The sequence below is a fragment of the Pantoea sp. USHLN256 genome (assembly GCF_037149875.1).
Taxonomy (GTDB): domain Bacteria; phylum Pseudomonadota; class Gammaproteobacteria; order Enterobacterales; family Enterobacteriaceae; genus Pantoea; species Pantoea nemavictus.
The window spans coordinates 437,646-461,188 of sequence record NZ_JBBCQO010000004.1; the positions used below are offsets into that span (position 1 = coordinate 437,646).

Annotated in this window: 21 protein-coding genes; 9 read left to right on the forward strand and 12 right to left on the reverse strand. The window is 58.4% G+C overall.

What is annotated here, in order from left to right; translation table 11 throughout:
* Positions 1–5: 5 nt before the first annotated feature.
* The 5 genes from WFL93_RS13760 to WFL93_RS13780 form a co-directional block, all read right to left on the reverse strand.
* Positions 6–824 (reverse strand): carbohydrate ABC transporter permease, encoded by an 819-nt coding sequence (locus tag WFL93_RS13760; protein ID WP_336778372.1) that lies wholly within the window; start codon positions 822–824, stop codon positions 6–8.
* On the reverse strand, positions 821–1,732 hold the full coding sequence (locus tag WFL93_RS13765) for a carbohydrate ABC transporter permease (protein ID WP_336778373.1): 912 nt from the start codon (positions 1,730–1,732) through the stop codon (positions 821–823). The genes WFL93_RS13760 and WFL93_RS13765 overlap by 4 nt, the downstream gene beginning before the upstream one ends.
* 2 nt (positions 1,733–1,734) lie before the next feature.
* Positions 1,735–3,012: an ABC transporter substrate-binding protein gene (locus WFL93_RS13770; protein ID WP_180823594.1), complete on the reverse strand. Its 1,278-nt coding sequence runs from the start codon at positions 3,010–3,012 to the stop codon at positions 1,735–1,737.
* A gap of 27 nt (positions 3,013–3,039) precedes the next feature.
* Complete coding sequence (locus WFL93_RS13775; protein ID WP_336778374.1) at positions 3,040–4,140, reverse strand: ABC transporter ATP-binding protein; 1,101 nt, start codon at positions 4,138–4,140, stop codon at positions 3,040–3,042.
* A 165-nt stretch (positions 4,141–4,305) separates the two neighbouring features.
* Positions 4,306–4,968, reverse strand: a complete 663-nt coding sequence (locus tag WFL93_RS13780) for a GntR family transcriptional regulator (RefSeq protein WP_007888336.1) — start codon at positions 4,966–4,968, stop codon at positions 4,306–4,308.
* A 168-nt stretch (positions 4,969–5,136) separates the two neighbouring features.
* Between WFL93_RS13780 and WFL93_RS13785 the strand changes: the two genes are divergently transcribed.
* The 7 genes from WFL93_RS13785 to WFL93_RS13815 are packed head-to-tail and all read left to right on the forward strand — an operon-like array spanning position 5,137 to position 12,590.
* Positions 5,137–6,627, forward strand: a complete 1,491-nt coding sequence (locus WFL93_RS13785; RefSeq protein WP_007888335.1) for an ABC transporter substrate-binding protein — start codon at positions 5,137–5,139, stop codon at positions 6,625–6,627.
* Positions 6,624–7,484: an ABC transporter permease gene (locus WFL93_RS13790; RefSeq protein WP_007888334.1), complete on the forward strand. Its 861-nt coding sequence runs from the start codon at positions 6,624–6,626 to the stop codon at positions 7,482–7,484. The genes WFL93_RS13785 and WFL93_RS13790 overlap by 4 nt, the downstream gene beginning before the upstream one ends.
* Before the next feature lies 1 nt (position 7,485).
* Positions 7,486–8,400 carry an ABC transporter permease gene (locus WFL93_RS13795; protein WP_336778375.1) on the forward strand — a complete coding sequence of 305 codons (915 nt, stop codon included), beginning with the start codon at positions 7,486–7,488 and terminating at the stop codon, positions 8,398–8,400.
* Positions 8,397–9,797: a M20 family metallopeptidase gene (locus WFL93_RS13800; RefSeq protein WP_336778376.1), complete on the forward strand. Its 1,401-nt coding sequence runs from the start codon at positions 8,397–8,399 to the stop codon at positions 9,795–9,797. The genes WFL93_RS13795 and WFL93_RS13800 overlap by 4 nt, the downstream gene beginning before the upstream one ends.
* A gap of 3 nt (positions 9,798–9,800) precedes the next feature.
* Entirely contained in the window at positions 9,801–10,799 is a 999-nt protein-coding gene (locus tag WFL93_RS13805) for a 1-aminocyclopropane-1-carboxylate deaminase/D-cysteine desulfhydrase (RefSeq protein ID WP_336778377.1), read from the forward strand.
* Positions 10,799–11,782, forward strand: a complete 984-nt coding sequence (locus tag WFL93_RS13810; RefSeq protein WP_007888329.1) for an ornithine cyclodeaminase — start codon at positions 10,799–10,801, stop codon at positions 11,780–11,782. Before WFL93_RS13805 ends, WFL93_RS13810 begins: the two co-directional genes overlap by 1 nt.
* Positions 11,772–12,590, forward strand: coding sequence for a rhodanese-like domain-containing protein (locus tag WFL93_RS13815; RefSeq protein ID WP_336778378.1), 819 nt, complete (start codon positions 11,772–11,774; stop codon positions 12,588–12,590). Before WFL93_RS13810 ends, WFL93_RS13815 begins: the two co-directional genes overlap by 11 nt.
* Here WFL93_RS13815 and WFL93_RS13820 read toward each other — a convergent pair.
* From WFL93_RS13820 to WFL93_RS13850, 7 genes are all read right to left on the reverse strand, one after another.
* Positions 12,576–14,183 carry a dipeptide ABC transporter ATP-binding protein gene (locus tag WFL93_RS13820; RefSeq protein ID WP_180823586.1) on the reverse strand — a complete coding sequence of 536 codons (1,608 nt, stop codon included), beginning with the start codon at positions 14,181–14,183 and terminating at the stop codon, positions 12,576–12,578. The two genes, WFL93_RS13815 and WFL93_RS13820, sit on opposite strands and share 15 nt — an antisense overlap.
* Positions 14,184–14,344: 161 nt before the next feature.
* On the reverse strand, positions 14,345–15,310 hold the full coding sequence (locus tag WFL93_RS13825) for a sugar-binding transcriptional regulator (protein ID WP_007888326.1): 966 nt from the start codon (positions 15,308–15,310) through the stop codon (positions 14,345–14,347).
* Between the two features lie 205 nt (positions 15,311–15,515).
* On the reverse strand, positions 15,516–16,373 hold the full coding sequence (locus WFL93_RS13830) for a phosphogluconate dehydrogenase C-terminal domain-containing protein (protein WP_336778379.1): 858 nt from the start codon (positions 16,371–16,373) through the stop codon (positions 15,516–15,518).
* Between the two features lie 4 nt (positions 16,374–16,377).
* On the reverse strand, positions 16,378–17,187 hold the full coding sequence (locus WFL93_RS13835) for a sugar phosphate isomerase/epimerase family protein (protein ID WP_336778380.1): 810 nt from the start codon (positions 17,185–17,187) through the stop codon (positions 16,378–16,380).
* Positions 17,187–17,960, reverse strand: coding sequence for a triose-phosphate isomerase family protein (locus WFL93_RS13840; protein WP_007888323.1), 774 nt, complete (start codon positions 17,958–17,960; stop codon positions 17,187–17,189). Before WFL93_RS13840 ends, WFL93_RS13835 begins: the two co-directional genes overlap by 1 nt.
* A gap of 3 nt (positions 17,961–17,963) precedes the next feature.
* Positions 17,964–19,709 (reverse strand): dihydroxyacetone kinase family protein, encoded by a 1,746-nt coding sequence (locus WFL93_RS13845; RefSeq protein WP_336778381.1) that lies wholly within the window; start codon positions 19,707–19,709, stop codon positions 17,964–17,966.
* A 1-nt stretch (position 19,710) separates the two neighbouring features.
* Positions 19,711–21,045, reverse strand: coding sequence for an MFS transporter (locus WFL93_RS13850; protein WP_336778382.1), 1,335 nt, complete (start codon positions 21,043–21,045; stop codon positions 19,711–19,713).
* Between the two features lie 447 nt (positions 21,046–21,492).
* On the opposite strand from WFL93_RS13850, the gene WFL93_RS13855 reads away from it, so the two are divergent.
* Entirely contained in the window at positions 21,493–21,951 is a 459-nt protein-coding gene (locus tag WFL93_RS13855) for an RpiB/LacA/LacB family sugar-phosphate isomerase (protein WP_008104031.1), read from the forward strand.
* Between the two features lie 29 nt (positions 21,952–21,980).
* The coding region (gene tkt, locus WFL93_RS13860) for a transketolase (protein WP_336778383.1) at positions 21,981–23,543 on the forward strand (1,563 nt) is incomplete at its 3' end.

Consider the following 23,543-nt stretch of genomic DNA (forward strand, 5'->3'; position numbering starts at 1 on the left):
ACTCCTTAGCGAATACCGGCACGCATAAACGACTGAATAAACTGACGCTGAAAAATCAGGAACAGCACCAGTAGCGGCAAGGTGGTCATCAACGTGGCGGCACCAATCAACGCCCACTGCACGCCCTGCTCCGGCGCGGAGAACAGCTGCAGGCCGACAGTCAGCGGCCGCACGTTAACCGAATCGGTGATCACCAGCGGCCAGAGGAAATCATTCCAGTGGAAGCTGATCGACACCAGTGCAAAGGCCACGTAAATCGGCTTCGCCAGCGGAATATAAATTTTGCGCAGAATATAGAATCGGCTGGCGCCTTCCACAATCGCCGCCTCTTCCAGCACCAGCGGAATACTTTTGAAGGTTTGCCGCAGCAGAAAGATGGCAAACGCCGAGGAGAAATACGGCAGCGCGATGCCGGTCAGCGTATCGCGTAAACCCAGCGCACCGATGGTTTTGTAGTTATTCAGAATCAGCACATCGGGGCTGATCATCAGCTGCAGCAGAATCAGCGCAAAGATCACGCCGGAGAATTTGAGCCGGAAACGCACCAGCGCATAGGCAGCCATGGTCGCCAGAATCAGCTGCACCACCACAATCATCAGCACCAGCAGTGTAGTGTTGAGAAAATAGCGGCCAAACGGCGCGGCGTGCCAGGCATTGACGAAGTTTTGCAGCGTCAGCGGCGACAGCAGCGCGAAGCTAGCCTGATCCGATGCCGGATGAATCGCTACCCACAGCGCCACCAGAATTGGCAAAAACCACAGTAGCGCCGCCAGCCCAATCGCGCTGTTCAGGCACAGGCGGCCAACAGAAAGTTTTGGCTTCATTGGTAATGGGCTCGCTTGTCCAGCAGGTTGAATTTGATCAGCGCAATAGCGGCGAGGATCACCAACAGCACCACCGTCATCGCCGCAGCAGCCGGCATGTCCCAGAAGCTAAAGGCGGTGCGATAGATATAAAACAGCAGCAGGCTGCTACTGTTATTCGGTCCGCCGTTGGTCATCGCAATCACCTGATCGACAATGCGAAAAGCATTCATCGACGCGTTGATCAGTACAAACAGCGTGGTGGGCATCAACAGCGGCCACTGCACGCGGCGGAAGAAATAGCGGCGCGACGCCCCCTCTATCTGCGCGGCTTCGCTCAGGCGTGGATCGATCTGCTGTAATGCGGCGAGATAGAAAATCATGAAAAAGCCCGCTTCGCGCCACACTGACACCGCCATCAGACAATAGAGCGCACTTTCCGGTTCGCCGAGCCAGTTGATCGCTGGCAGGGAAAAGAGCGCCAGCAGCTTATTCAGCAAACCGAGCTGCGGCGTATAGAAAAACAGCCATAAATTGGCGATGGCGATCATCGGCAGCAGCGATGGAATAAAGAATGCGCTACGCACCAGCGCATTGGCGCGCATATGTCGATTGACTGCCAGCGCCATTAGCAACGCCAGCGTCACCGCCAGCGGGATGGTGATCGCCGCATACAGCAGGTTGTTCCACAGCGACTGAATAAAGATGTCGTCATCCAGCAGCGCAACATAGTTATCCGGCCCAACAAAATGGGCGGGATGTCCGTTACGTGCCGCGCTAAACAGACTCTCCCACACCGTCGCCACTGCCGGATAGTGCGTAAACAGCAGCAAAAAGCTCAGCGCTGGCAAAATCAACAGATAACCATACAGCTGCATCGACCATAACCGGGGACGACGAACCGGTGCGACGGCGAGGAGTGTGCTCATGATTATTGGTAGGACTTGAGCAGACGGTCGGCCTGCTTCTGCGCGCCTTCCAGCGCTTCAGCCGGCGTTTTCGCCTGGGTGACCGCCGCTTCAACCGCGTGATTCAACGCATCCTGAATCTGCACGCTATTATAGGTTGAAAGCTCGGGCTGGGCATATTTCAACTGCTCACGCGCCACCAGCGCCTGCGGTACCTGTTTAACGTAATCCTTCATCACCGTGGTGTCCCAGGCAGCTGGCGAGGTGGCCACATAACCGGTGGCGATACTCCAGCGCGCGGCTTGCTCAGGCGATGTCACCCAGCGAATAAATTCCATCGCCGCCTTCTGCTGTTGCGCTGAAGCGTTTTTGAATACATACAGGTTACCGCCGCCGGTTGGGCTGCCGCGTTGGGTTTTCTCGGGCAGCATCGCCACGCCAAACGGGAATTTAGCATTATCACGCACGTTGGTCAGGTTACCGGTGGTGGTCACCATCATGGCAGTTTTACCGCTAATAAAGTCCTGCGGTGTGGTGCCCCACGCAATCGCGCCTTTCGGCGATACCTGTTCTTTCTGGCCGAGATCGGTCAGCCACTGCAGGGTTTCTACGTTGCCCGGCGTGTTGAAGTTCACTGCGGTGCCTTTGCCGTTATCCAGACGGCCGCCGTTGGTGGCGGATAAGCCCTGGAAGTTCCAGTAGCCGTTTGGCGTAGACGGAATTTCGATGCCCCATTGGCTGACGCCGTTAGCATCTTTAATCGTCAGTTTCTTACTGAACTCCACCACCTGCTGCCAGTTAGCCGGCGGCGTATCGGCGTTCAAACCGGCTTTCTCAAACGCCTGTTTGTTCCAGTACATCACTACGGTTGAGCGCTGGAACGGCACGCCCCACACTTTGCCGTCAATGTGGCGCAGAAAAGCTGGATAGAAACCATCGATCCACTTTTTACCCTCGTCGCCGCTCGCCAGATCGCTGGCGGCAACAATCGCCCCGGCATCTATCAATGAATAGGCTTCGATATCGCCGATCACCGCCATTTGCGGAGCGTTACCACCGCGAAATGCGGTCAGCGCTTTGGTTACGGTGGTGGCATAGTCACCGGTATACACCGGCTGGATACTCACCTCCGGGTGCTGTTTTTGGAAATCAGCCACCAGCGCATCCACGGTGTGGCTGACTTTGCCGCCTACCGCGATGGGATAATACATTTGCAGCTTGACCGGATCGGCGGCGAAGGCCGAAGCAGCAACCGCTAGCATTAAAGCAGAGGCAACGCGTGAGTAACGAATCGCAGACATGATTTTCCCTTCAGCAAATGACAATGGTTAAACGGCGTATTTTTTCTGTGCAGTAAACAACTGTTGTTCAGCGGCGAGGCAGCGCTTACCGCTCTCGCTGTGGAACAGATATTGTCGAGCGGCGGACCACTGCAATCCCACTTCGCTGCCGTCGCTGAAGCGCTGCATTCCCGGCACTTTAACCGTCAACGGCGGCTCAATGCCCGGCAGCACGCACACCAGCAAGGTATCGGCACCCATATATTCAGCGCTGATCACCCGTGCAGTCAGTGCCGCCTGTTGCGGCGCCATCAGCTGAATATCCTCAGCGCGTAATCCCAGGCTCAGCGTCGCTTCGCGGTATTCCACCACCGGTGCGGTGAGATGCATCAGGTAGTGATGAGATCCGTTGCGTTGCAGCGGCAGAATATTCATGGGCGGCGCGCCGATAAACTGCGCGGCGAAAATAGTGGCGGGTTGGTTATAGAGTTGGTCCGGCGTGCCGTGCTGTTCAATGCGGCCATCATTGAGCAGGATAATGCTATCGGCCATGCTCATCGCTTCGGTCTGGTCGTGCGTGACGTACAGCAAGGTTAAACCGAGCTTCTTCTGCAGCGCGCGGATTTCACGGCGCATGCTTTGCCGCAGCTTGGCATCAAGATTCGATAGCGGCTCATCCATTAAGCACAGCGTGTTATTGGCGATGACCGCTCTACCCAACGCCACGCGTTGCTGCTGTCCGCCGGAGAGCTGCGACGGCAAGCGCGCCAGCAGTTGATCCAACTCCATCAGCTTGCTCACCTCATCCAGACGCGCGGCATAGGTCTGCTTGTCCTCCCCCCGCGCTTTCAAGCCAAACAGCAGGTTCTCGCGCACGTTGAGGTGCGGAAACAGCGCGTAGGATTGAAAGACCATGGAGAGCTTGCGCTGCGACGGCGGCAGATGCGTGATGTCAGTATGGTTGAAGTGGATCGCGCCCTCATCGGCGGTTTCCAGTCCAGCAATGGTGCGTAGCAGCGTCGACTTACCGCAACCCGATGGACCCAGCAGCGCCACAAAGCTGCCTTCTGCCGCCGCAAAACTAATATCATCCAGGGCGATTTTCTCGCCCCAGGCTTTGGTGATGTGATGAAGCGAAAGGTGGCTCATGCATGCGCAATCCAAAAATCAGAATGGCGGTAAGCTAGCGGAAGGAAATGAAGGATTTATGTCATTGCGGTGACTGCGCGGTTAAACAGATGCGCAATCAATTGCGCCGCTACAACGATCTGCACGCCTTGGTAGCGGCGCGAGTCATCGCGCTCTTGGGATTTTTTACGGGTTAAAATAGTGCTGCTTGAGTATCTCGGCGCCATCATCAATCGCTTTCAGCAGGATCTTTTCGCTGGTAACAGCGTCGCCTGCCTGTAGCGCGTCCAGTAAACGATCATAGTTGTGATGCCCGTTCACGACTTCGGTGGGCTGGGGATAGAGATAGTTAAAGCACGGCCCAATTTGCACCCACAGCTGTTCGATGAGCGCCTCCAGCGTCGGCATTTGCGCGTAGCTGTACAAGGTAAACCGAAACGCACGATTGGCTTCTAACGCCGCTTCCGCATCACCGCTCTGCTTGGCCTGCATAAAGCGCGCACAGAGTTTTTTCAGCTCGGTAATCTGTTTTTTCCCCACAAATGGCGTGGCGGCCTTCACCGCTAAACCTTCAAGCTGCTTACGGATTAGCGTAATTTCATCATAACGCTGGCGTGACATTTCTGGCACCAGAAAGGCCGCGGCGGGCGTGGCATCCAGCGCACCGGCAGAAACCAATCGCAATAACGCTTCACGAACCGGCGTGATACTGGTGCCGAGTTGGGCAGCCAGATCGCGCGTCACCAGCCGTGCGCCAGGTTTGAGCTTGCCGACAATCAGCGCGCTACGCAGCGACGATTCCACCTGCGCGGTCAAACTCATCCGCTGCGCTTTATCCATTTCGATCATAGGTTAAGAGCCTTTTACTGGAATCCGCAAATGGTAAGTTATTTTTAATGTTTTATTGCCAACATCACAGATTATAGGATATATCATGTATTACAAATAAGCACAGTCTTGATTCTGGCAGTATCCACTCTTTTCACTACCTTGCCGTTGGCAATTTTGGGAAACGTTATGAGACTACCTGCAGTGAAGTTTGCCACCACCGCGTTGCTATTTGCTCTGATGCCAGCCGTACAGGCAGCAGAACTGACCATTGGCCAACCTACGTCCGCCACGGCGATGGATCCCGGCTTTCTCAAAGAATCTGCCACGCTGGTAGACAATATTTTCGATACCTTAGTGCGCCGCGCTGATGACATGTCATTACAGCCGGGCTTAGCCACTGAGTGGAAAGCAATCAACGACACCACCTGGCAATTTACCCTGCGCCAGGGCGTGAAATTTACCGATGGCGAGCCGGTCAACGCCGAAGCCGTAAAATTCTCCATTGAGCGTATTTTAGACCCTGCCAATCACGCCCCTACCATCTCTTATATCCGCACCATCAAATCGGTTGAGGTGATCAACGATTATCAGCTGCAGATCCACACCAACGGTCCGGATCCGCTGCTGCCGACGCGTATGAGCCGCTATCCGGCCTACATCGTGCCGCCTGCGTATGTGAAAAAAGTGGGTGCCAGCGAGTTCGCGCGCAAACCGATTGGTAGCGGCGCGTATAAGCTCGATAGCTTCATCCCGGACGAAAAAGTGGTGATGGTCGCCAATGAAACCTACTGGCGCGGCAAACCGGCCATCGATCGCGTCACCTGGCGCCCGATTCCTGAAGCCACTGCGCGTCTCACCGCGCTGCTGACCGGCGAAGTGCAGCTGATTGAAAGCGTACCGGCCGATTTAGTGCCCGCGCTGAAAAACCGCCCTAACGTCGAGCTGGAGCAGGTGAAAGGTGGCGGGTTAACCATTTACCTCGGCCTTAAAGATGATGAGAAACCGCTGAGTGATGTGCGCGTGCGTCAGGCATTGTCGCTGGCGTTGAACCGCCAGGCGTATACCCAACAGCTGCTGCACGGTTTCGGCACGCCAACCGGCACCATGGCCGGCGCCAATGATTTTGGTTACCTGGCAGTACCAGCCAGCGCGCAGGATGTGGCTAAAGCCAAATCGCTGCTGGCAGCCGCCGGTTACGCTAACGGCTTCACCCTGCGCTTCCAGGCACCGCGCCGCTACATTGCCAGCGCTGATGTAGCGCAAGCCATCGTGCAGGATTTAAGTGCCATCGGCGTGAAAGCCGAGCTGGAAGTGCCGGAGTGGTCGGTTTATACCCAGCAGGTGGCGTCGCAAAAACAGGCACCGATGTACATGCTGGCGTGGGGCTCAACCCAGACGCTGGATGCCGATGCGGCGCTGTTCCCGATTCTGCGCAGCGGCGAGCCCTATTCCACCGTGCATGATGCCGAACTCGACAAGTTGCTCGATCGCAGCCGTCAGATTGTCGATCCCGCTGAACGCAAAAAAGTGTTAGAGCAGATTCAGCAACGCGTGGCGGAGCAACAGCCGCTGCTGCCGCTGTATCGTGAAGATACCTTGTATGCGCACAGCACCTCGCTCAATTTCAAAGGCCGCGTCGATGCCCGCATCCCGCTGTTTGATCTGAGGCTGAAATGATCTCGCCGGGCACCGTGCTGCAGCGCCGTCCGCGCCGCCTGATTTACGGCGATGCGCTGATTGGCTCTCTTTTGCTGATGGTGGTGATTGTCGCGGCGCTAATCTCTCCCTGGCTGCCGTTGCCCGATGCATTAAGCAATAACCTGAATGAGATGTTCTTGCCGCCGGGCAGTTCCGGCGCGCAAGCCACTCACTGGCTCGGTACCGACCAACTTGGCCGTGACCTGTTATCGCGTATTCTCTCTGGCACCCGATTGTCGCTGCTGGTGGTATTAGTCGCCGCCGCGATTGGCGCGGTGATTGGCGTGGCGCTGGGGATGATTGCAGGCTATGCCGGCGGTTGGGTTGATGCGCTGATCATGCGCTTGATCGACATCCAGCTGGCGGTGCCGTTTATTCTGTTAATTCTGTTGGTGATTGCGCTGATGGGCGCATCGCTCACCAACATCATTGTGATTATGGGCTGCACCAGCTGGGCGATTTATGCCCGCGTGGCGCGCGCCAAAACCTTAGAAATTCGCGAGCTCGAGTACATCCAGGCGGTGCGCGCCATGGGCTTCTCGCCGCTGCGCGTGCTGCTGCGCCATATCCTGCCCAATCTGCTGACGCCGCTGGTGGTGTTGCTGACGCTGGATATCCCGCGCCTGATTGTGCTGGAAGCGTCGGTGGGCTTTCTTGGCATGGGTATTCAGCCGCCGACGCCGACGCTGGGTAATCTGATCGGCGAAGGCCGCTCGTATATGCTGTTGTCGCAGTGGCTGGTGCTCTATCCCGGCCTGGTGATTGCTGCGCTGGTGATTGGCTGCAACCTGCTCGGCGATGCGCTGTTACGCCGTACGCACACAAGGCTGGATTAAGATGCTGAACATTCTGCTCAATCGCCTTGGTCAATCGGTGTTAGTGCTGCTCGGCGTTTCGCTGCTGATTTTCTTTAGCCTGCATATGACGGGCGATCCGGCGGCGCTGATGATGCCGCCCGGCTCTAGCCAGCAGGAGATTGATACCTTTCGCCACAGCATGGGCTTTGATCGTCCGCTGATTTGGCAGTACAGCCACTATCTCGGCGGCGTGCTGCACGGCGACTTTGGTGAATCGCTGCGTTACAGCCAGCCGGTGCTGGCTTTGATTGCCGAACGCTTACCTGCCACCGCGCTACTGGCGGTGAGTGCGCTGGCATGGAGTTCACTGCTGGGTTTACTGCTGGGAATTATCAGCGCCCTGCGCCCGCACAGCCTGTGGGATTTGGTCTGCCGCCTGCTCGCATTTTCCGGCCAGGCGATTCCGGTGTTTTGGCTGGGATTGCTGCTGATTTTGCTGTTTAGCCTGAAATTACAGTGGCTGCCCTCCAGCGGTTACGGCACCTTCGCCGCGCTGGTGATGCCCGCGCTGAGCCTTGGCGCCTTTTACATGAGCGCCGTGGCTCGCCTGACGCGCGCCAGCCTGCTGGACGTATTGCAACAGGATTATATCCGCACCGCGCGCGCCAAAGGGCTCAGCGCCTGGCGCATCGTGGTGCGACATGGTTTACGCAACGCGCTGATTCCGGTGATCACCGTGCAAGGCATGTATTTCGCCTCGCTGCTCGGCGGTGCGTTGGTGACAGAAATTATTTTTGCCTGGCCGGGCATTGGTCGTCTGGCGATTCAGGCGATTCAAAACCGCGACTTCCCGCTGGTGCAGGCCATCGTGTTACTCGCCGCGGTGGTGTTTGTGGCGATTAACCTGCTGATCGACCTGCTCTATTTGGTGCTAAACCCGAGGATTCGTTTATGAGTCGCCTTGCTGCCACCTTAGATCTGCTGAGTGAACTGACGCGCTGGCCGAGCGTGGCCGGTCAGCTCGCCGCACAGCGCGGCTTAGCCGCCTGGCTGGAACAGTGGATGGTGGAGCAGTTGCACGCCACGATCGTTTATCCGGTGGCGTCGCAAAACGACGACGCTCCACCGCTGGTGCATGTACGCATCGATAACGGCAGCGACAAAACCGTGGTGCTGTACAACATGTACGACGTGATGCCTGCGGATGATGCCGGTTGGGATGTGTCACCGTTTGTCGGCGGCGTTTGTCACTGGGATGACCTCGGCGCGGTGTTTGTCGGGCGCGGCGCCGAGAACAATAAAGGTCCGGTTGCCGCGCTGCTGATCCTGCTGCGTGAGCTGCAGCAGAATCAGCAACTCGATTTCAACATCGAAATCCTGCTTGAGGGTGAAGAAGAGATAGGCAGCGGCGCGCTACGGCGTTATCTGGCGCAGCAGCCTTGCCCGATCGCCCCCGCCGAAGCGGTGCTGTTCCCGTCACTGTGCGAATACGGCGGCGGCGCACCGCGGGTTTACCTCGGCTTTACCGGACTGGCTTCCGGGCGTCTGAGCGTAACCGGCGGCGACTGGGGCGGACCGTCTTCAGCGATTCATGCCAGCAATGCCGGCTGGATCGCCAATCCCGCGTGGCGCCTGGTGCAGGCATTGCAGGCCATCGCACCGGCCGAACACAGCGGCGTGCTGGCGTGCAGCACGCCCGATGATGAAGCGAATCCGCTGCTGGCGAGCTTAGCCGAGCGGTTCAGCATCCATGACGAACTGCGTTTTCGTCGCAGCCAGCGCCTGATGATCGAAGGCGACACCCTGAGCTGCCTGCAAACGCTACTCGGCAGCGCGGTATTGACGCTGGCCGAATTGCACAGCGATCCGCCAGGCGGACGCGGTGTGATTCCGTTTCGCGCCAGCGCCGAATTAGCTTTTCGCATTCCGCCGGGCTTCGATCAGGACGCGATGCTCGCTACCGCTCAGCAGCGCCTGGCGCAGCCGGATTTAGCCGGTAGCGAACTGCAGCTGTTCGACCGCTACCCCGGCATGCGTTTTAGCCGCCACGCCAGCGGCGTGGATGCACTGATCGCCAGCTATCAAACGCTGGGTGCCGCTCCGCAAATCTGGCCGTGGGCACCGGGCTGCGCGCCCGCCTATGCCTTCGCCGCCGTCGCGCCCGCCTTTCTGATCGGCGGATTAGGCCACGGTGGCAACGCACATGCCGTCAATGAGTTTGTTACGCTGGCAGGACTGGAACGCTTCCAGCAATCCATGAGCCTATGGCTCACCGCATTCAATGATTCGGCCATTGGCCGGGTCGCGCCACACCAGGGAAACACCGCAGTACATAAAAATACAAGGCTATAAAAAATGAAATCAGTTGAAGAGTTTGAACGCGTTCCGCTCGGCTTCTTCCCCACGCCTCACGAGCCGCTGCCGCGGCTCAGTGAGGCACTTGGGATTACGCTGACGATCAAACGCGATGACTACAGTGGCTTCGGCGGCGGCGGCAATAAAGTCCGCAAGCTGGAGTACCTGATGGCGGAGGCCTGCAAAACAGGCGTCAATGTGGTGATCACCACCGGCGGGCATCAGTCGAACCACGCCCGCATGGTGGCCGCCGCGGCGCGCAAGTTTGGCATGCGTCCGGTGCTGGTGCTGCGGGGCAATCCGCCCGCCAGCTGGCAAGGTAATTTGCTATTGGACAAGCTGTTTGGGGCCGAGGTGCAGTTCCTCGACCCCGACGGCTACTTCACGCAGATTGAAGGTGCGATGCAGGCGCATGCTGATGCGGCGATCGCCCAGGGTGAAACCCCAATGATTATTCCGCTGGGTGGCGCTACGCCACTCGGCGCGTTGGGTTATGTGCGGGCAGTGGAAGAGATGGCGGCGCAGCTGGCACCGAGCCAGACGCCCGCGCCCGACTTCATCGTCGCTCCTACCGGTTCCGGCGGCACGCTGGCGGGACTGCATGTCGGTACGCGCAACTATTGGCCTGAGACCCAAGTGATTGGTGTAAGCGTCAGCGCCAAAGCCGACTGGTTCCAGCCGCGCATCGCCAGCATGGCGCAGGATTGTGCCGATCTGCTGCAGTGGCCGCAACGGTGGCAGCCGGACGACATCTGGATTGAAGATAGCTACGTGGGTCAGGCGTACGGCGTGCCGTCGGACGGCGGTATCGACGCTATCTACAAACTTGCTCAGCTGGAAGGCGTATTGCTGGACCCGGTGTATACCGGTAAAGCCATGCACGGCCTGTTCTCGCTGGTGGAACTTGGGCGCATCCCACAAGGATCGCGCGTCACCTTCGTGCACTGTGGCGGTTCTCCGGCGCTCTATCCGTTCGCCGACCGTCTGCTGGAGCAGTAATGGACGCCATGTTGCGGGTGCTGGATGAAGCCACCGTTGCACAACTGGGTGGCGACGATGTTGCGCTGGCGCTGGACGATGTCAAAGCGGTGGTTCGCCTGATGCGCCTTGGCGAGGCGCAGATGCCCGCCGAAAATCACATCGACCTCGGTACGCCGTTGGGTAAAGCCTATGCCTTACCGGCGCGCGTCGGCGGCAGCTACAACGCTGCGGGCGTAAAGTGGACAGCACATCGTCCACAGCGACCGGATGCACTGCCTGCGGCGCTGGCCTTAACGTTAATCAACGATGCGCACAGCGGCATTCCGCGGGGTCTGCTGGCCAGCGGTGCGTTAACCGCCGCGCGTACGGCGGCGGTGAGCGCGCTGGCGCTCCAGCTCGCGGCACCGCGTCCGGTGAAACGCGTGCTGGTGCTCGGTGCCGGTCTGCATGCGCAGGCCCATCTGCGCATGTTGCAACAGCTGTTTCCGCAGCTGGAGCAAATTGGCGTGTGGAATCGATCGCCTTATAAACTCAGCGCATTTCGCGAAGTGCAAATCGAAACCGATCTGCCGCTCGCCTTAGCGCAGCCTTATGATGCGGTGCTGACCTGTACCAGCGCCGCGCAGCCGATTGTCGATGCGGCGGCGGTACGCCCCGGCAGGATTATTGTGCAGGTGGGCTACCACGAAGTCAGTTTCGCCGCGATCAAAGCCAGCAGCAAAGTGGTGGTCGATGCCTGGGGCGACTTCGCCCAGCGCAGCGCTAAAAGTCTGTTTCAGATGTTCCGCGCTGGAGAGTTCCGTGAGCAGGAGGTGGCGGCTGACCTCGCTGCACTGCTACTCGATAACTGGCGTCCGGAGAGGGATGACAGCGTCTATTTCTCCTCCTTTGGCCTGAACGTATTTGATATCGCCCTCGCCGCCCGCGTGTTACAGGCCGCCGAACACGATGAGCTGGGATCGCTGCAGTCACTGTTCTCGGGAGTTCTGCATGATCATTGATGTGCACACCCTCCAGCAGCGCCAGGCGCGCGGCGAAGCGTTTCTGCTGATCGACGTGCGCGAGTTTGCCGACTGGCAACGCGCCACCTTGCCCGACGCGCAGCACTGTAACGTCTACGACTATTTTATTGAGGATTGCAGCGCGCAAGGGTTAGCAGTGATGGCAGCCGAAGCCGCCACCGCGCTGCAACCGATGTTTACCGCCTGGCCCGGCGCCACGCCGGTATTTTTTGAACAGCAGGTGGGCATGCGATCGCCGCGCGGGGCGTGGTTTGCGTGGCTGCTGCAGCGCGACGATGCGCTAATTCTGGATGGCGGCGTGGATGCGTGGACAGCGGCGGGATTCGAGCTTCATCCAGGCCTGGGTTTGAGTCGTTCGGTGGCCCATCCTCCCGCAGCCCAGGTGCTGGCGTGGAATGCCGAGATGGTGTGTAGCCGGGAAGCGGTGTTAGCCGCCGATGGCGTGACGGTGATCAACGTCGATGCCCGTCGCCCCAGCGAATTTGATGGCAGTTTTGTCCACGCCTGCTGTCAGCGCGCCGGACGCATTCCTCACTCTGCCCTGTTGTTTTGGGAGGATGTCATTGCTAACGGCCATTTCTTACCCGCAGCGGACATTGCCGCACGTGCCGCAGCGGCAGGACTGAGTAAAAGTGCCAAACTGCAGGTTTATTGCCATCGCGGTGCCCGCGCCGCCACGGTGTTGGCAGCATTGAAACTGGCGGGCTATCCGCATGTTTCGATCTACGTCGGTTCCTGGCACGAATGGGCCGAACACCACGAACTGCCGCTGTTACACGGCAGCTGAACGTTGCGCTAACGCTTGCTGAATGTCAGGCGCGGCGGCAAGCAGTTGGCGGGTATAGTTGTCCTGCGGATGGTTAATCACGCTGGCCGTGGCGCCTGACTCAACAATCTTGCCGTGATACATCACCACCACGCGATCGCACAGTTGTCGCACCGCGCTGAGATCGTGGCTGATAAACAGCACCGATAATCCCAGCTTGTGGCGCAACGTATTAAACAGCGCCAAAATCTGCCCACGCACCGACAAATCCAGTGCGGCCACTGCTTCATCGGCCACCAGCAGCTTTGGCTCCATTGCCAGCGCGCGCGCAATCGCAATACGCTGACGCTGACCGCCGGAGAATGCGCCCGGTAAACGTCCGGCATGTTCCGCTTTCAATCCCACTAACGCCAGCAGCTCTTTTACCCGCTCATCCACCGCAGCGCCTTTGCGCAGCTGCCAAACGCGCAGCGGTTCGGCAATCTGCTCGCCGACCGTGATCTTAGGATTGAGGCTGGCGTAGGGATCCTGAAAAATGATCTGCGTGTGACGCCTTAAGGTGTGCAGCTGACGGCCTTGCAGATGGCGACCTTCGAAATGCACCTCGCCGCCGTCTGCCGCAATCAGGCCTATCGCCGCGCTGCCCAGCGTGGTTTTGCCAGAGCCGGATTCGCCAATCAGCCCGACAATTTCTCCCTGCGCAATCGACAGATTGGCCGGATGCAACACGGTTTGGCGTTTGGCCGGCCACAACGGCAGACGGCGCGGTAGCGGATAACTTTTGCAGATATCGCGTAATACCAGCAGCGGCGGCTGTTCCTGCGGTTTGATGGCGTCCGGAATGTGCACCGCCGAGGCAGCAATCAATTTGCGTGTGTAAGCATGGGTCGGTGCGCCCAGCGTGCTGAGCACCGCGCCCTGCTCAACCAGTTGCCCTTGCTGCATCACGCATACGCGATCGGCGTAGCGCGCCACCACCGAAAGATCGTGGGTGATCAACAGGATCCCCATGCCCATCTCCTGCTGTAGCTCCTGCAACAGCGCCAGAATCTGCGCCTGAATCGTGACATCCAGCGCGGTGGTCGGCTCATCGGCAATCAACAATTGCGGCTGACCGCTGATGGCGCTGGCAATCATCACGCGTTGCCGCATCCCGCCCGACAGCTGATGAATATACTGGCGCGCACGCTGCGCCGGATTGACGATACCAACGCGATCCAACAGCGCAATCGCTTCCTGCTGCGCCTGTTTCCAGCTGAACTGGCGATGGCGCACCAGCACTTCGGCGATCTGCTCACCGATGCGCAGCGTAGGATTCATGCTGGTCATCGGCTCCTGAAACACCGTAGCGATGCGGCAACCGCGCAGTGCCTGGGTTTTACGTGCGTCGAGCGGCTCGCCATTGAACACCACGCGACCGGCACTCTGCTCCACGCCGGCAGGCAGTAAGTTCATCAGGGCCAGCGAGGTTAAGGTTTTACCGGAACCCGACTCACCGACCAACGCCAGGATCTCCTGCCGATCGAGATGGAAAGAGACGTTGTCCACCAGCAGGCGCTGATCGTGAGTGTGCAGCGAGAGATGTTCAACCGACAGTAAGCGGACGTTATTCATCAGGCAGGGATTCTCAACAGGGAAAAATACAGGATATATCCTGCACATAAGGTGAACAAGACCGTTAGGTTATGACACTGCGCGTTGCGGAATAAGCCTGTTTGCTGGCAGGCAAAGCGCGATGGCGCCTCACCTAAACCAAAATGAACAGAAATTTGCCGCTACTGCGACAAACTCAAAATCGTGCGGATGTTCTGCGCGGTTGTCGCAATAATATCAATCGCGCCGGTACGCAGCGCGCCGAGGATCGCCATCGCTTTGGTATTTTCGGCGGCAATCGCAATCACGCAGGGAATTTTGCGTAACTCTTCAATACTGAGGCCAATAACACGGTCGTTCATCACCGTATCGACGTGCTGCCCCTGCGAATTGAAGAAGTCATAGCCAGCGACATCGCCGGTGACGCCCTGATTGACGCTGGCATCGATGATTTCGTGCGGCGTAAACCAGCCGAGTTTAACCATGTAGCTGTTTTCGTTCATGTCGCCGATCCCCACCAGCGCCACATCCGCTTTGCGTGCGCGGTCCAGCGTCTCTTTGATGGTGCCGTTTTGCATAAAGGCATCACGCAGTGCCCGATTCTCAACATAGGCGGGCGCATACAGCGTTTCGCTGATGCCGCCAAACTTCTTCGCCATGCGGCGGCTGATGTGATCTGCGTTGATGGCATCGCCCGGACGATGGGTGCCGCCAATACCGCTGATGAACAGGCAGTTGCGCGTCGGGACCTGGCCGGGATAATCGGCGACAGCGGCGACATTACGTCCTTGCCCCACGGCGACAATCGCGTCGTCTTTTAGCGACTGCGCCAGATGTGACGACACCAGCGCGGCGACCTGACGTCGCTGCTCGTCCTGATCCGGCTGATCGAGCGCAATCAGCGCACGCTGCAGCTGCGGGAAGCGATTTTGTAGCTGTTGTTCAAGACGCGTACTGAATACCGGATGATAACGCACGTTAATTTCGACGATGCCCTCTTCACGAGCGCGCTTCAGTAATCGGCCGACTTTGATACGAGAAATCCCAAACTTACGCGCAATCTCCTCCTGGGTGATTTCGTCCTGATAATAGGCGACGGCAATTTCCGTCAGCAGCTCGGAGTCCTGAGAAAGCGTGTTTTTTTCCATCCGTAACCTGTCTTGTTTTGTGATATCTGAATGCTCAGATTTTCGATTGTGCAACCGCACATTCCGTAGCGGCGCAATTTATTGCGCGATAAATCGCGCCGCTACAGAATGTGCGTGCTGCAAGTAGACTTTGGCAGGGAGTTATATCATTGATACGACTCGCTTCGCCAGACAGCAGCGCCGCGAGTCGTAGGACGCGTCACGCTTAGCGCTTGATCGCGTCGATTTTCAGCATTCGGGCAATCACGATATCCAGCTCTTTCTGATCGAAGATTTGCTTCCAGTCTGGTTTCACAATCTTTTCGCGACCGTACTCCATGGCGATCATGCAGGCATCTGAGAACGGGTTGGTGGCGCGGAACGCCACCGCCAGCGCGATCTGAATATGGCCGTACAGCATCGCTTTGGCCGCCTCTTCCGGTACGCCGCTGTGTTTTACGGTTTCATCCAGCGCTTCTTTCATAAATGCGCCGACCATGCAGGCGACGGTCTCTACCAGCGTCGGCTCCAGATACGCCAGTTGCGTTACGGTTACCCAATGTACTTGCTCAACCGGGCCGTACATCACGCTGATCACCTTACTCAGCTCGGCTTTCTGCTCATCAGAACCGCTTTCATAAGAAGCCGCGACATGCTGAACGGCTGCAATGCCGCCGAACGCATCGGCATGCTCCTCTTTGGTGTAACGCTCAAGGAACACTGACGGATGGCAAGGATGCGCTACCGCGTATTCGATGCTATCACGATGGGCGATCAGATTAGCGTACGCCGCTGCCGGGTCCAGCGTCAGCAGAATCGCGCCCGGTTTCATCTGTGGAACCACGCCTTCAGAGACTTTGCCCAGCACGATATCAGGCACCGCCAGAATCACCACATCACTCAACGGCACCACGGAGGCGGCATCAGAGAGTTCGCGGCCCTGGGCGCTCACCTGCTCTTGTGCCTTCGGCGAGTTCTCACAGTAAAATACCTGGTAATCGCTTTTCTGGAAGTTGGCAGAAATACGCATACCCATTTTGCCGCCCGCGCCAATCACGGTGATGGTTTTCAGTTGCACGCTCATGTTATTACTCCTGATCTTGTTTACTACGTAAGAATTCAACGGTGCGGCGAGTCCATTCGGCTTCTCGCTCGCAGGTTACCGCGGCATCGTCCTGCCATGGCAACCAGTGTTCGACGATTTGGTTAATGCCTTTATCCGCCGGGCGCACGCTGGCGATCATCCGGTCGTAATCCAGCAAGCCTTCGCCCATCGGGCAGCCGGCAAACGTAAAGCCAACCCAGCCATCACGGCGCGTAAAGGCAAAGTCTTTGATGTGCAGATTGCCGACGCGCGCGGCGGTGTTGGCGATCACCTGCTCAGGTAACTCCAGTCCGGCGACACAGTTAGCGGGATCGAGACACACCGCCAGCCACGGCGACAGGAACCGGTTGATCACCGACATCATCGCGCCGCTGTTCACCTGCTCATAGGTCTCCAGACAGAGACGCACCTGCTGGCGGGCGAAATCCGGCAACACGGCGGCAATCAGTTCAGCGGCTTCATCCAGCGACGGGCGATGGTCGGCGGTATAAAACATCGAGCGCACGACCTGTGCATCAAGGATGTGCGCCATATGCAGATAACGCTGCAGATGCGCAGTGCCGAGGCCGCGCGTTCCCAGTTCCAGCGTGATGCCCAGCGCATCGGCCTGCTGCCGCAATGTCAGCAGCTGTGCGTCTGACCAGCTCTCAATCGCCGGATAGTCGCAGATTTGAAACACCGACACATCGAGATCGGCGGTCTGCTGCAGCATCTGCTCCAGCGTCAGCGGGTTGGGCACTTTTGATGACATACGCCAGAAAAAGGCGTAAGTGCTGAGTCCGATACGGCTCATTAACGGCGCTCCTGAGCCAGTTCGCTGGCTTCCTCAATGATGTGTGCCAACGCGTTAGGATCGTGGGCGAAACGGCCAAGGAACAAGCCGTTGACGTCGCTGCCAAGGCGCTGAATCAGTCCCGGCCCGGCGCTGCCGCCGTAAATGACTTTCAGGGTGATGCCCGCCGGCGTGGCCAGCTGCTGCAATCCGGCGCATACCGCGCGGATGTAGCTGTCTGGCGCCGGTTGTGGCGCGCCAATCGCCCATTGCGGTTCGTAGGCAAAGAACACCTCACCTTTTAATCCCTGCTGTGCGGCCTCGGCCAGCGCTTCAGCCAGCTGCTGTTCACACAGCGCGATCGCCTGCTGCGGTTCCGCCTGCTGCTCTTCACCAATACACAGCACCGGCGTTATGCCGTGGCGCAGCGACATCGCCACTTTGGCGGCGATCTGCACTTTGTCTTCATGAAAATGACGACGACGCTCGGCGTGACCAATCTCGGCCAGCGAACAACCTAACTCTTGCAGCATGCTGGCGCTGACTTCACCGGTCCAGGCGCCGTTCTCTGCCTGACACACATCCTGGCCGCCAAAGCGAATCGGCGTGTTGGCAAAGATCTCCGCTACGGCGGGAATCGCGGGATAAGCCGGTAACACAAACAGACCTACTTCGCCGCTTTTCACTGCCGGATGTTCCGCTACGGCAGCCACATCACGGCACCACTGCAACGTTTGCTGATAGCCGAAATACATTTTTAAACTGACGCCGAGCCAGATTTTTGGCTGAGACATGCTTCAAGCTCCTTGTTCCGAGGCACTGTGTTCTTTTAGCAGATCGCCAACGGTATTGACGATTAACGCCAGCGAAATCGCTCCGGCATCTGGCGTACCCACGCTTTTCTCTGCCAGCGGACGCGCGCGTCCCATCTTCGGCACCAGCTGCGCGGTATCCTGCGCTGCCTTGTCTGCCACCTTTGCCGCGGCTAGCCAGGCGTCGGTTAACGAAGCACCTGCGGCGACCGCTTCATTCAGGCTGTCGCTGAACGGCACCAACACATCGACCATGGTTTTATCGCCAACCCGCGCCTTGCCAAAATGCATAATGCCCTCTTTGGCTTCACGCACGCCGGTTGCCACACGCTGTGCGTCTGGCGTCTGACGATCGCCGAGCGCGGTACCGAGCGCGGTGAGCGCCACGCCCCACAACGCGCCGGAGGTGCCGCCGGCTTTATCGGCCCACGCATCTGCCGCACGGCACAGCAAACTGCCGGCACCGGCACCGCGCGCGGCGACGTCACGCGCTTTCTCAACCGCACCCAATACGCCGCGTTCCATGCCAATACCGTGATCGCCGTCACCGGCCACTGCATCAATATCGCCGAGACGCTCAGCGTTACGCTGTAACATTTCCGCCACGGATTCGAGTAACTGCAGCACGCGCTTTGCGCTCTCCTGCGACTCAACCGTTGCAGTTGGCAACGCCTCTTCACTGCTCTCTTCCAGCTCGGCGGCGCTCAGCGGCTCAGCAACCAATACGCTCCCTTTGCGATAGGCTGGCGTATTGGTTGGCGCGCGCCACAGGGTTTCCAGCTGATCGTCCAGCCACATCAGCGTCAGCGAAGCTCCAGCCATATTAAAGCTGGTGACGAACTCGCCGACATCCGGCTCAACCACCTGCAGTTTGGCTGCGTCGAGCAGCTGCGCCACGCGGCGATAGACGACAAACAGCTCTTCATATTTTACCGAGCCCAAACCGTTGAGGATCACCGCCACGCGCTGACCTTCGGCCTGCTGGATGTCGTCCGGCAGTTCATTCAGCAGACGCTCAACAAAGATCTCTGCCAGCTCATCGGCGCTTGGCATGTCTGTCTCTTTAATCCCCGGCTCGCCGTGAATGCCGAGACCGAGCGCCATGCGCCCTTTTTCCACTTCGAACAGCGGATGCGACGCGCCCGGCAGGCTGCAGCCGGAAAATGCCACGCCAAAGGTGCGGGTGCGTTGATTGGCATGCTGCGCCAATTGCAGAACCTGTGATAAATCGTGGCCCGCTTCGGCGGCGGCGCAGGCGGCTTTAAATACGCACAGATCGCCCGCCACACCGCGACGTTTCTCCAGCTCATCTTTGCCTGCGCTGGAGATATCGTCGGTCACCGCCAGCACTTCACAAGGGATACCTTCCGCGCGCAGGCGTTCGCACGCCTGGCCGAAGTGCAGCACATCACCGGCGTAGTTGCCGAACATCAGCAGCACGCCCGCGCCGTTATGCGCCGCTCGTGCCACGTTGTAAATCTGCTGCGCCGACGGTGAAGCGAATAAATTGCCCATCGCCGCGCCGTGTGCCAGACCTTGTCCAACCAACCCGGCGAAGGCCGGATAGTGGCCGGAGCCGCCGCCCACAATCACCGCGACGGTATTCGGCTCGCTGCGCGTGCTGCGCACCACGCCGCCAGCAACCTGACGGACTTTGTCAGCGTTGGCGGCGACAAAACCTTCGATGAGCTCAGCGGCAAAGGCTGAAGGTTGGTTAAACAGGTAAGTCATATTAATGCTCCTGAGCTAAAGAGGTCGGCTGAGACGGCGAGCGATGGCGGTTAAGTAACAGCATGAGGAAGGCTGACAGCAGCATGAATCCACCCACCACGAACATCGGCAAGGCGTAGCTGTTGGTGGCGTCATGCAGCGCGCCGGTAATGTAGCCCGCGGAGAAGCCCGCTACGTTTCCTAAGGTATTGATTAAGGCAATGGCTGCGGCAGCAGAGGCGCCGGTCAGGAATTGCGTCGGTAAGGTCCAGAAGTTCGGCAGTGCGGCGAAGATCGAGCTGGCGGTAATCGCAATCACCATGATGGTGGTGAACGGCGAATCCATATACAGCGCCAGCGGTACGCTGATGCCGCCTGCCAGTGCCGGAATCGCAATGTGCCAGGTTTTGCAGCCGCGACGGGTGGCATCTTTCGACCAGAAGAACATCACCACGGCGGCGATCAGGTATGGCACGCCGGTAATCAGCCCTTTTTGCATCACGTTGAAGGTGGTGCCGAACTGCTGTTGGAAGCCGGCGATGATGGTCGGCAAGAAGAACGCCAGTGCATACAGGCCATAGATAAAGCCGAAGTAAATCAGGCACAGCATCCAGACGCGGCCATTACCCATCACTGAGCGTAAGCTGTGTTTTTGATGGCCCTGCTTCTGCTGATGCTCGGCTTCAAGCTCAGCGGTCAGCCAGGTTTTCTCTTCAGCGGTTAGCCACTTGGCCTGACGCGGTGAATCCACCAGCCAGAACAGCGCGGCGATACCAATCAGAATCGCTGGAATTGAGACGCCCATAAACATCACGCGCCAGCCTTCCATGCCAAACAGACCATGCTGCTGAATCAGTGAGGCGGCTAATGGCGCACCGAACACCACCGTCAGCGGTTGGGCAAGATAGAACAGCGACAGGATTTTGCTGCGATGACGCCCCGGCACCCACATGCTGAGATAGAGAATCGCGCCAGGGAAGAAGCCGGCTTCGGCGATACCCAACAGCAAACGCAGCGTATACAGACCTTCCACACTGCTCACCCAGGTGAACAGCAGCGAGACAATGCCCCAGCTGATCATGATGCGCGCCAGCCAACGACGCGCGCCGAACTTATGCAGCGCCAGGTTGCTCGGCACTTCCAGCAGGATATAACCAATAAAGAAGATGCCCGACGCCAGGCCGAACTGCAGTGCGGTGAGGCCGAGGTCTTGCGTCATGCCGTTGGGGCCGGCAAACGAAATCGCGGTGCGATCGAGGAAGTTAATAAAGAACATCAGCGCCACGAACGGCACTAAACGCCAGGAGATTTTTCTGATGGTGGATTGCTCCACCGCCGTCATTGTTGGTTGTTTCATAACGCACCTCCACGACGTGCGTGAGTGATCATTTCTTTTGGTGGTGTTGACCAAACGCCAAAGGGGCGCTGGCTGCAGGAGTACTGAGAGGTACGGTGTAAATGACACATGTTCGAGTCCTCGATGGGTCTTCTTGTACATTGGTATAGTCATGCGAACATATGAACAGTACACGGATAAATGTGCACACCTCAACTGCAACACGTGAAAGTGTGAGCGCGCTCATGAGATTTGATTTTGGCTACATTATCGGAGTTTTACCCTGATAAGCGCGGGCAGCAGCGCGCGGACGGGGTTTTTACGCGGGATTTATCGGCGACAATCAGGGTTATTCATATGAACAGCCATTGAACATATGATTGTATTTATGGCAGTCTGTAGCTGAACATCTTCTCGCCTGCGGAACAAATGAGCAGGCGTCAATGCATACCCTGCTGGAGTACCATGATGAAAACAATCGCAATTGGCGCCGATGATGCGGCTATCGAATTGAAAAATGTGATTAAAAAGCTGCTGGAAGAGAAAGAGTATGTGGTGACGGACTACACCAATGACGCACAAAACGACCGTCCAATGTACCCGGACGTGGCATTTGCGCTGGCCACGGCCATACAGAAAAATGAGTTTGAGCGCGGCATCCTGTTGTGCGGTACCGGCATCGGCGTGGCGATTGTCGCTAACAAGGTGGAAGGCGTGCGTGCCGCGCAGTGCCACGATACCTTCTCCGCCGAGCGTGCCCGCAAGAGCAACAACGCGCAGATCATGACCATGGGCGCGCGCGTTATCGGGCCTGAACTGGCGAAGAACATTGTGAATGCCTGGCTCGCATCGGAATTCGAAGGCGGCGGTTCAACCGCCAAAGTTGAGAAAATCGGTTATTACGAGCAAGTGTCCCACGCTAAATAAGCGCCGACCTCGCCCCTCTGGAGAACCTTATGTCTACACGCCGGGAAAGAGCCAACGCCATTCGTGCGTTAAGTATGGATGGCGTACAACAAGCCAATTCGGGACATCCGGGTGCCCCGATGGGCATGGCGGATATCGCCGAAGTGCTGTGGCTCGACTTTTTGCAACACAATCCGCGTAATCCAAACTGGGCCAACCGCGACCGCTTTGTGCTGTCGAACGGTCACGGCTCAATGCTGATTTACAGCCTGCTGCACCTTAGCGGCTACGATTTGCCGCTCAGTGAATTAAAAAATTTTCGTCAGCTGCACTCGAAAACGCCAGGCCACCCGGAATACGGCTACACCGCAGGCGTGGAAACCACCACCGGCCCGCTGGGCCAGGGCATCGCTAACGCCGTTGGCTTCGCCATTGCCGAGCGCACGCTGGCGGCGCAGTTCAACCGTCCGGGCCATGACATCGTAGACCATAACACCTACGTGTTTATGGGCGACGGCTGCATGATGGAAGGTATTTCACACGAAGTGTGCTCCATCGCCGGCACCCTGAAGCTGGGCAAACTGGTCGCCTTCTATGACGACAACGGCATCTCCATCGACGGTCACGTCGACGGCTGGTTCACCGACGACACCGCCAAACGTTTCGAAGCCTACGGCTGGCACGTGGTGCGCGGCGTGGACGGTCACGATGCGGACGCCATCAGGAAAGCCGTTGAAGAAGCCAAAGCGGTTTCCGACAAGCCTTCGCTGCTGATGTGCAAAACCGTGATTGGCTTCGGCTCGCCGAACAAAGCCGGCACGCACGACTCGCACGGCGCGCCGCTGGGCGCCGACGAAATCGCGCTGACCCGCAAATCACTGAATTGGAACCACGGTCCGTTTGAAATCCCCTCAGACATCTACGCGCAGTGGGACGCCAAAGAAGCCGGCCAGGCGAAGGAGTCCGCGTGGGACAAAAAGTTTGCCGCCTACGCCGCCGCGCACCCGGAGCTGGCTGCCGAGTTCACACGCCGCGTGAACAACGAACTGCCGGCTAACTGGGCCAGCGAGTCGCAGACGTTTATCGAGCAGCTGCAGGCCAATCCGGCGAAAATCGCCAGCCGTAAAGCCTCGCAGAACGCCATCGAAGCCTTCGGTAAAATCCTGCCGGAATATCTGGGCGGCTCGGCTGACCTGGCGCCAAGCAACCTCACCATGTGGTCCGGCTCGAAGCCGATCAACGAAGACGCGGCGGGCAACTACATTCACTACGGCGTGCGCGAGTTCGGTATGACCGCGATTGCCAACGGCCTGGCGCTGCACGGCGGCTTCCTGCCGTACACCGCGACGTTCCTGATGTTCGTCGAGTACGCGCGCAACGCCGCCCGTATGGCCGCGCTGATGAAAATCCGTCAGATCATGGTCTACACCCACGACTCGATTGGCCTGGGTGAAGATGGCCCGACGCACCAGCCGGTTGAGCAGATGGCCAGCCTGCGCGTAACGCCAAACATGAGCCTGTGGCGCCCGTGCGACCAGGTTGAGTCGGCGGTGGCGTGGAAGTACGCCATCGAGCGCGTTGACGGCCCGTCGGCGCTGATCTTCTCGCGTCAG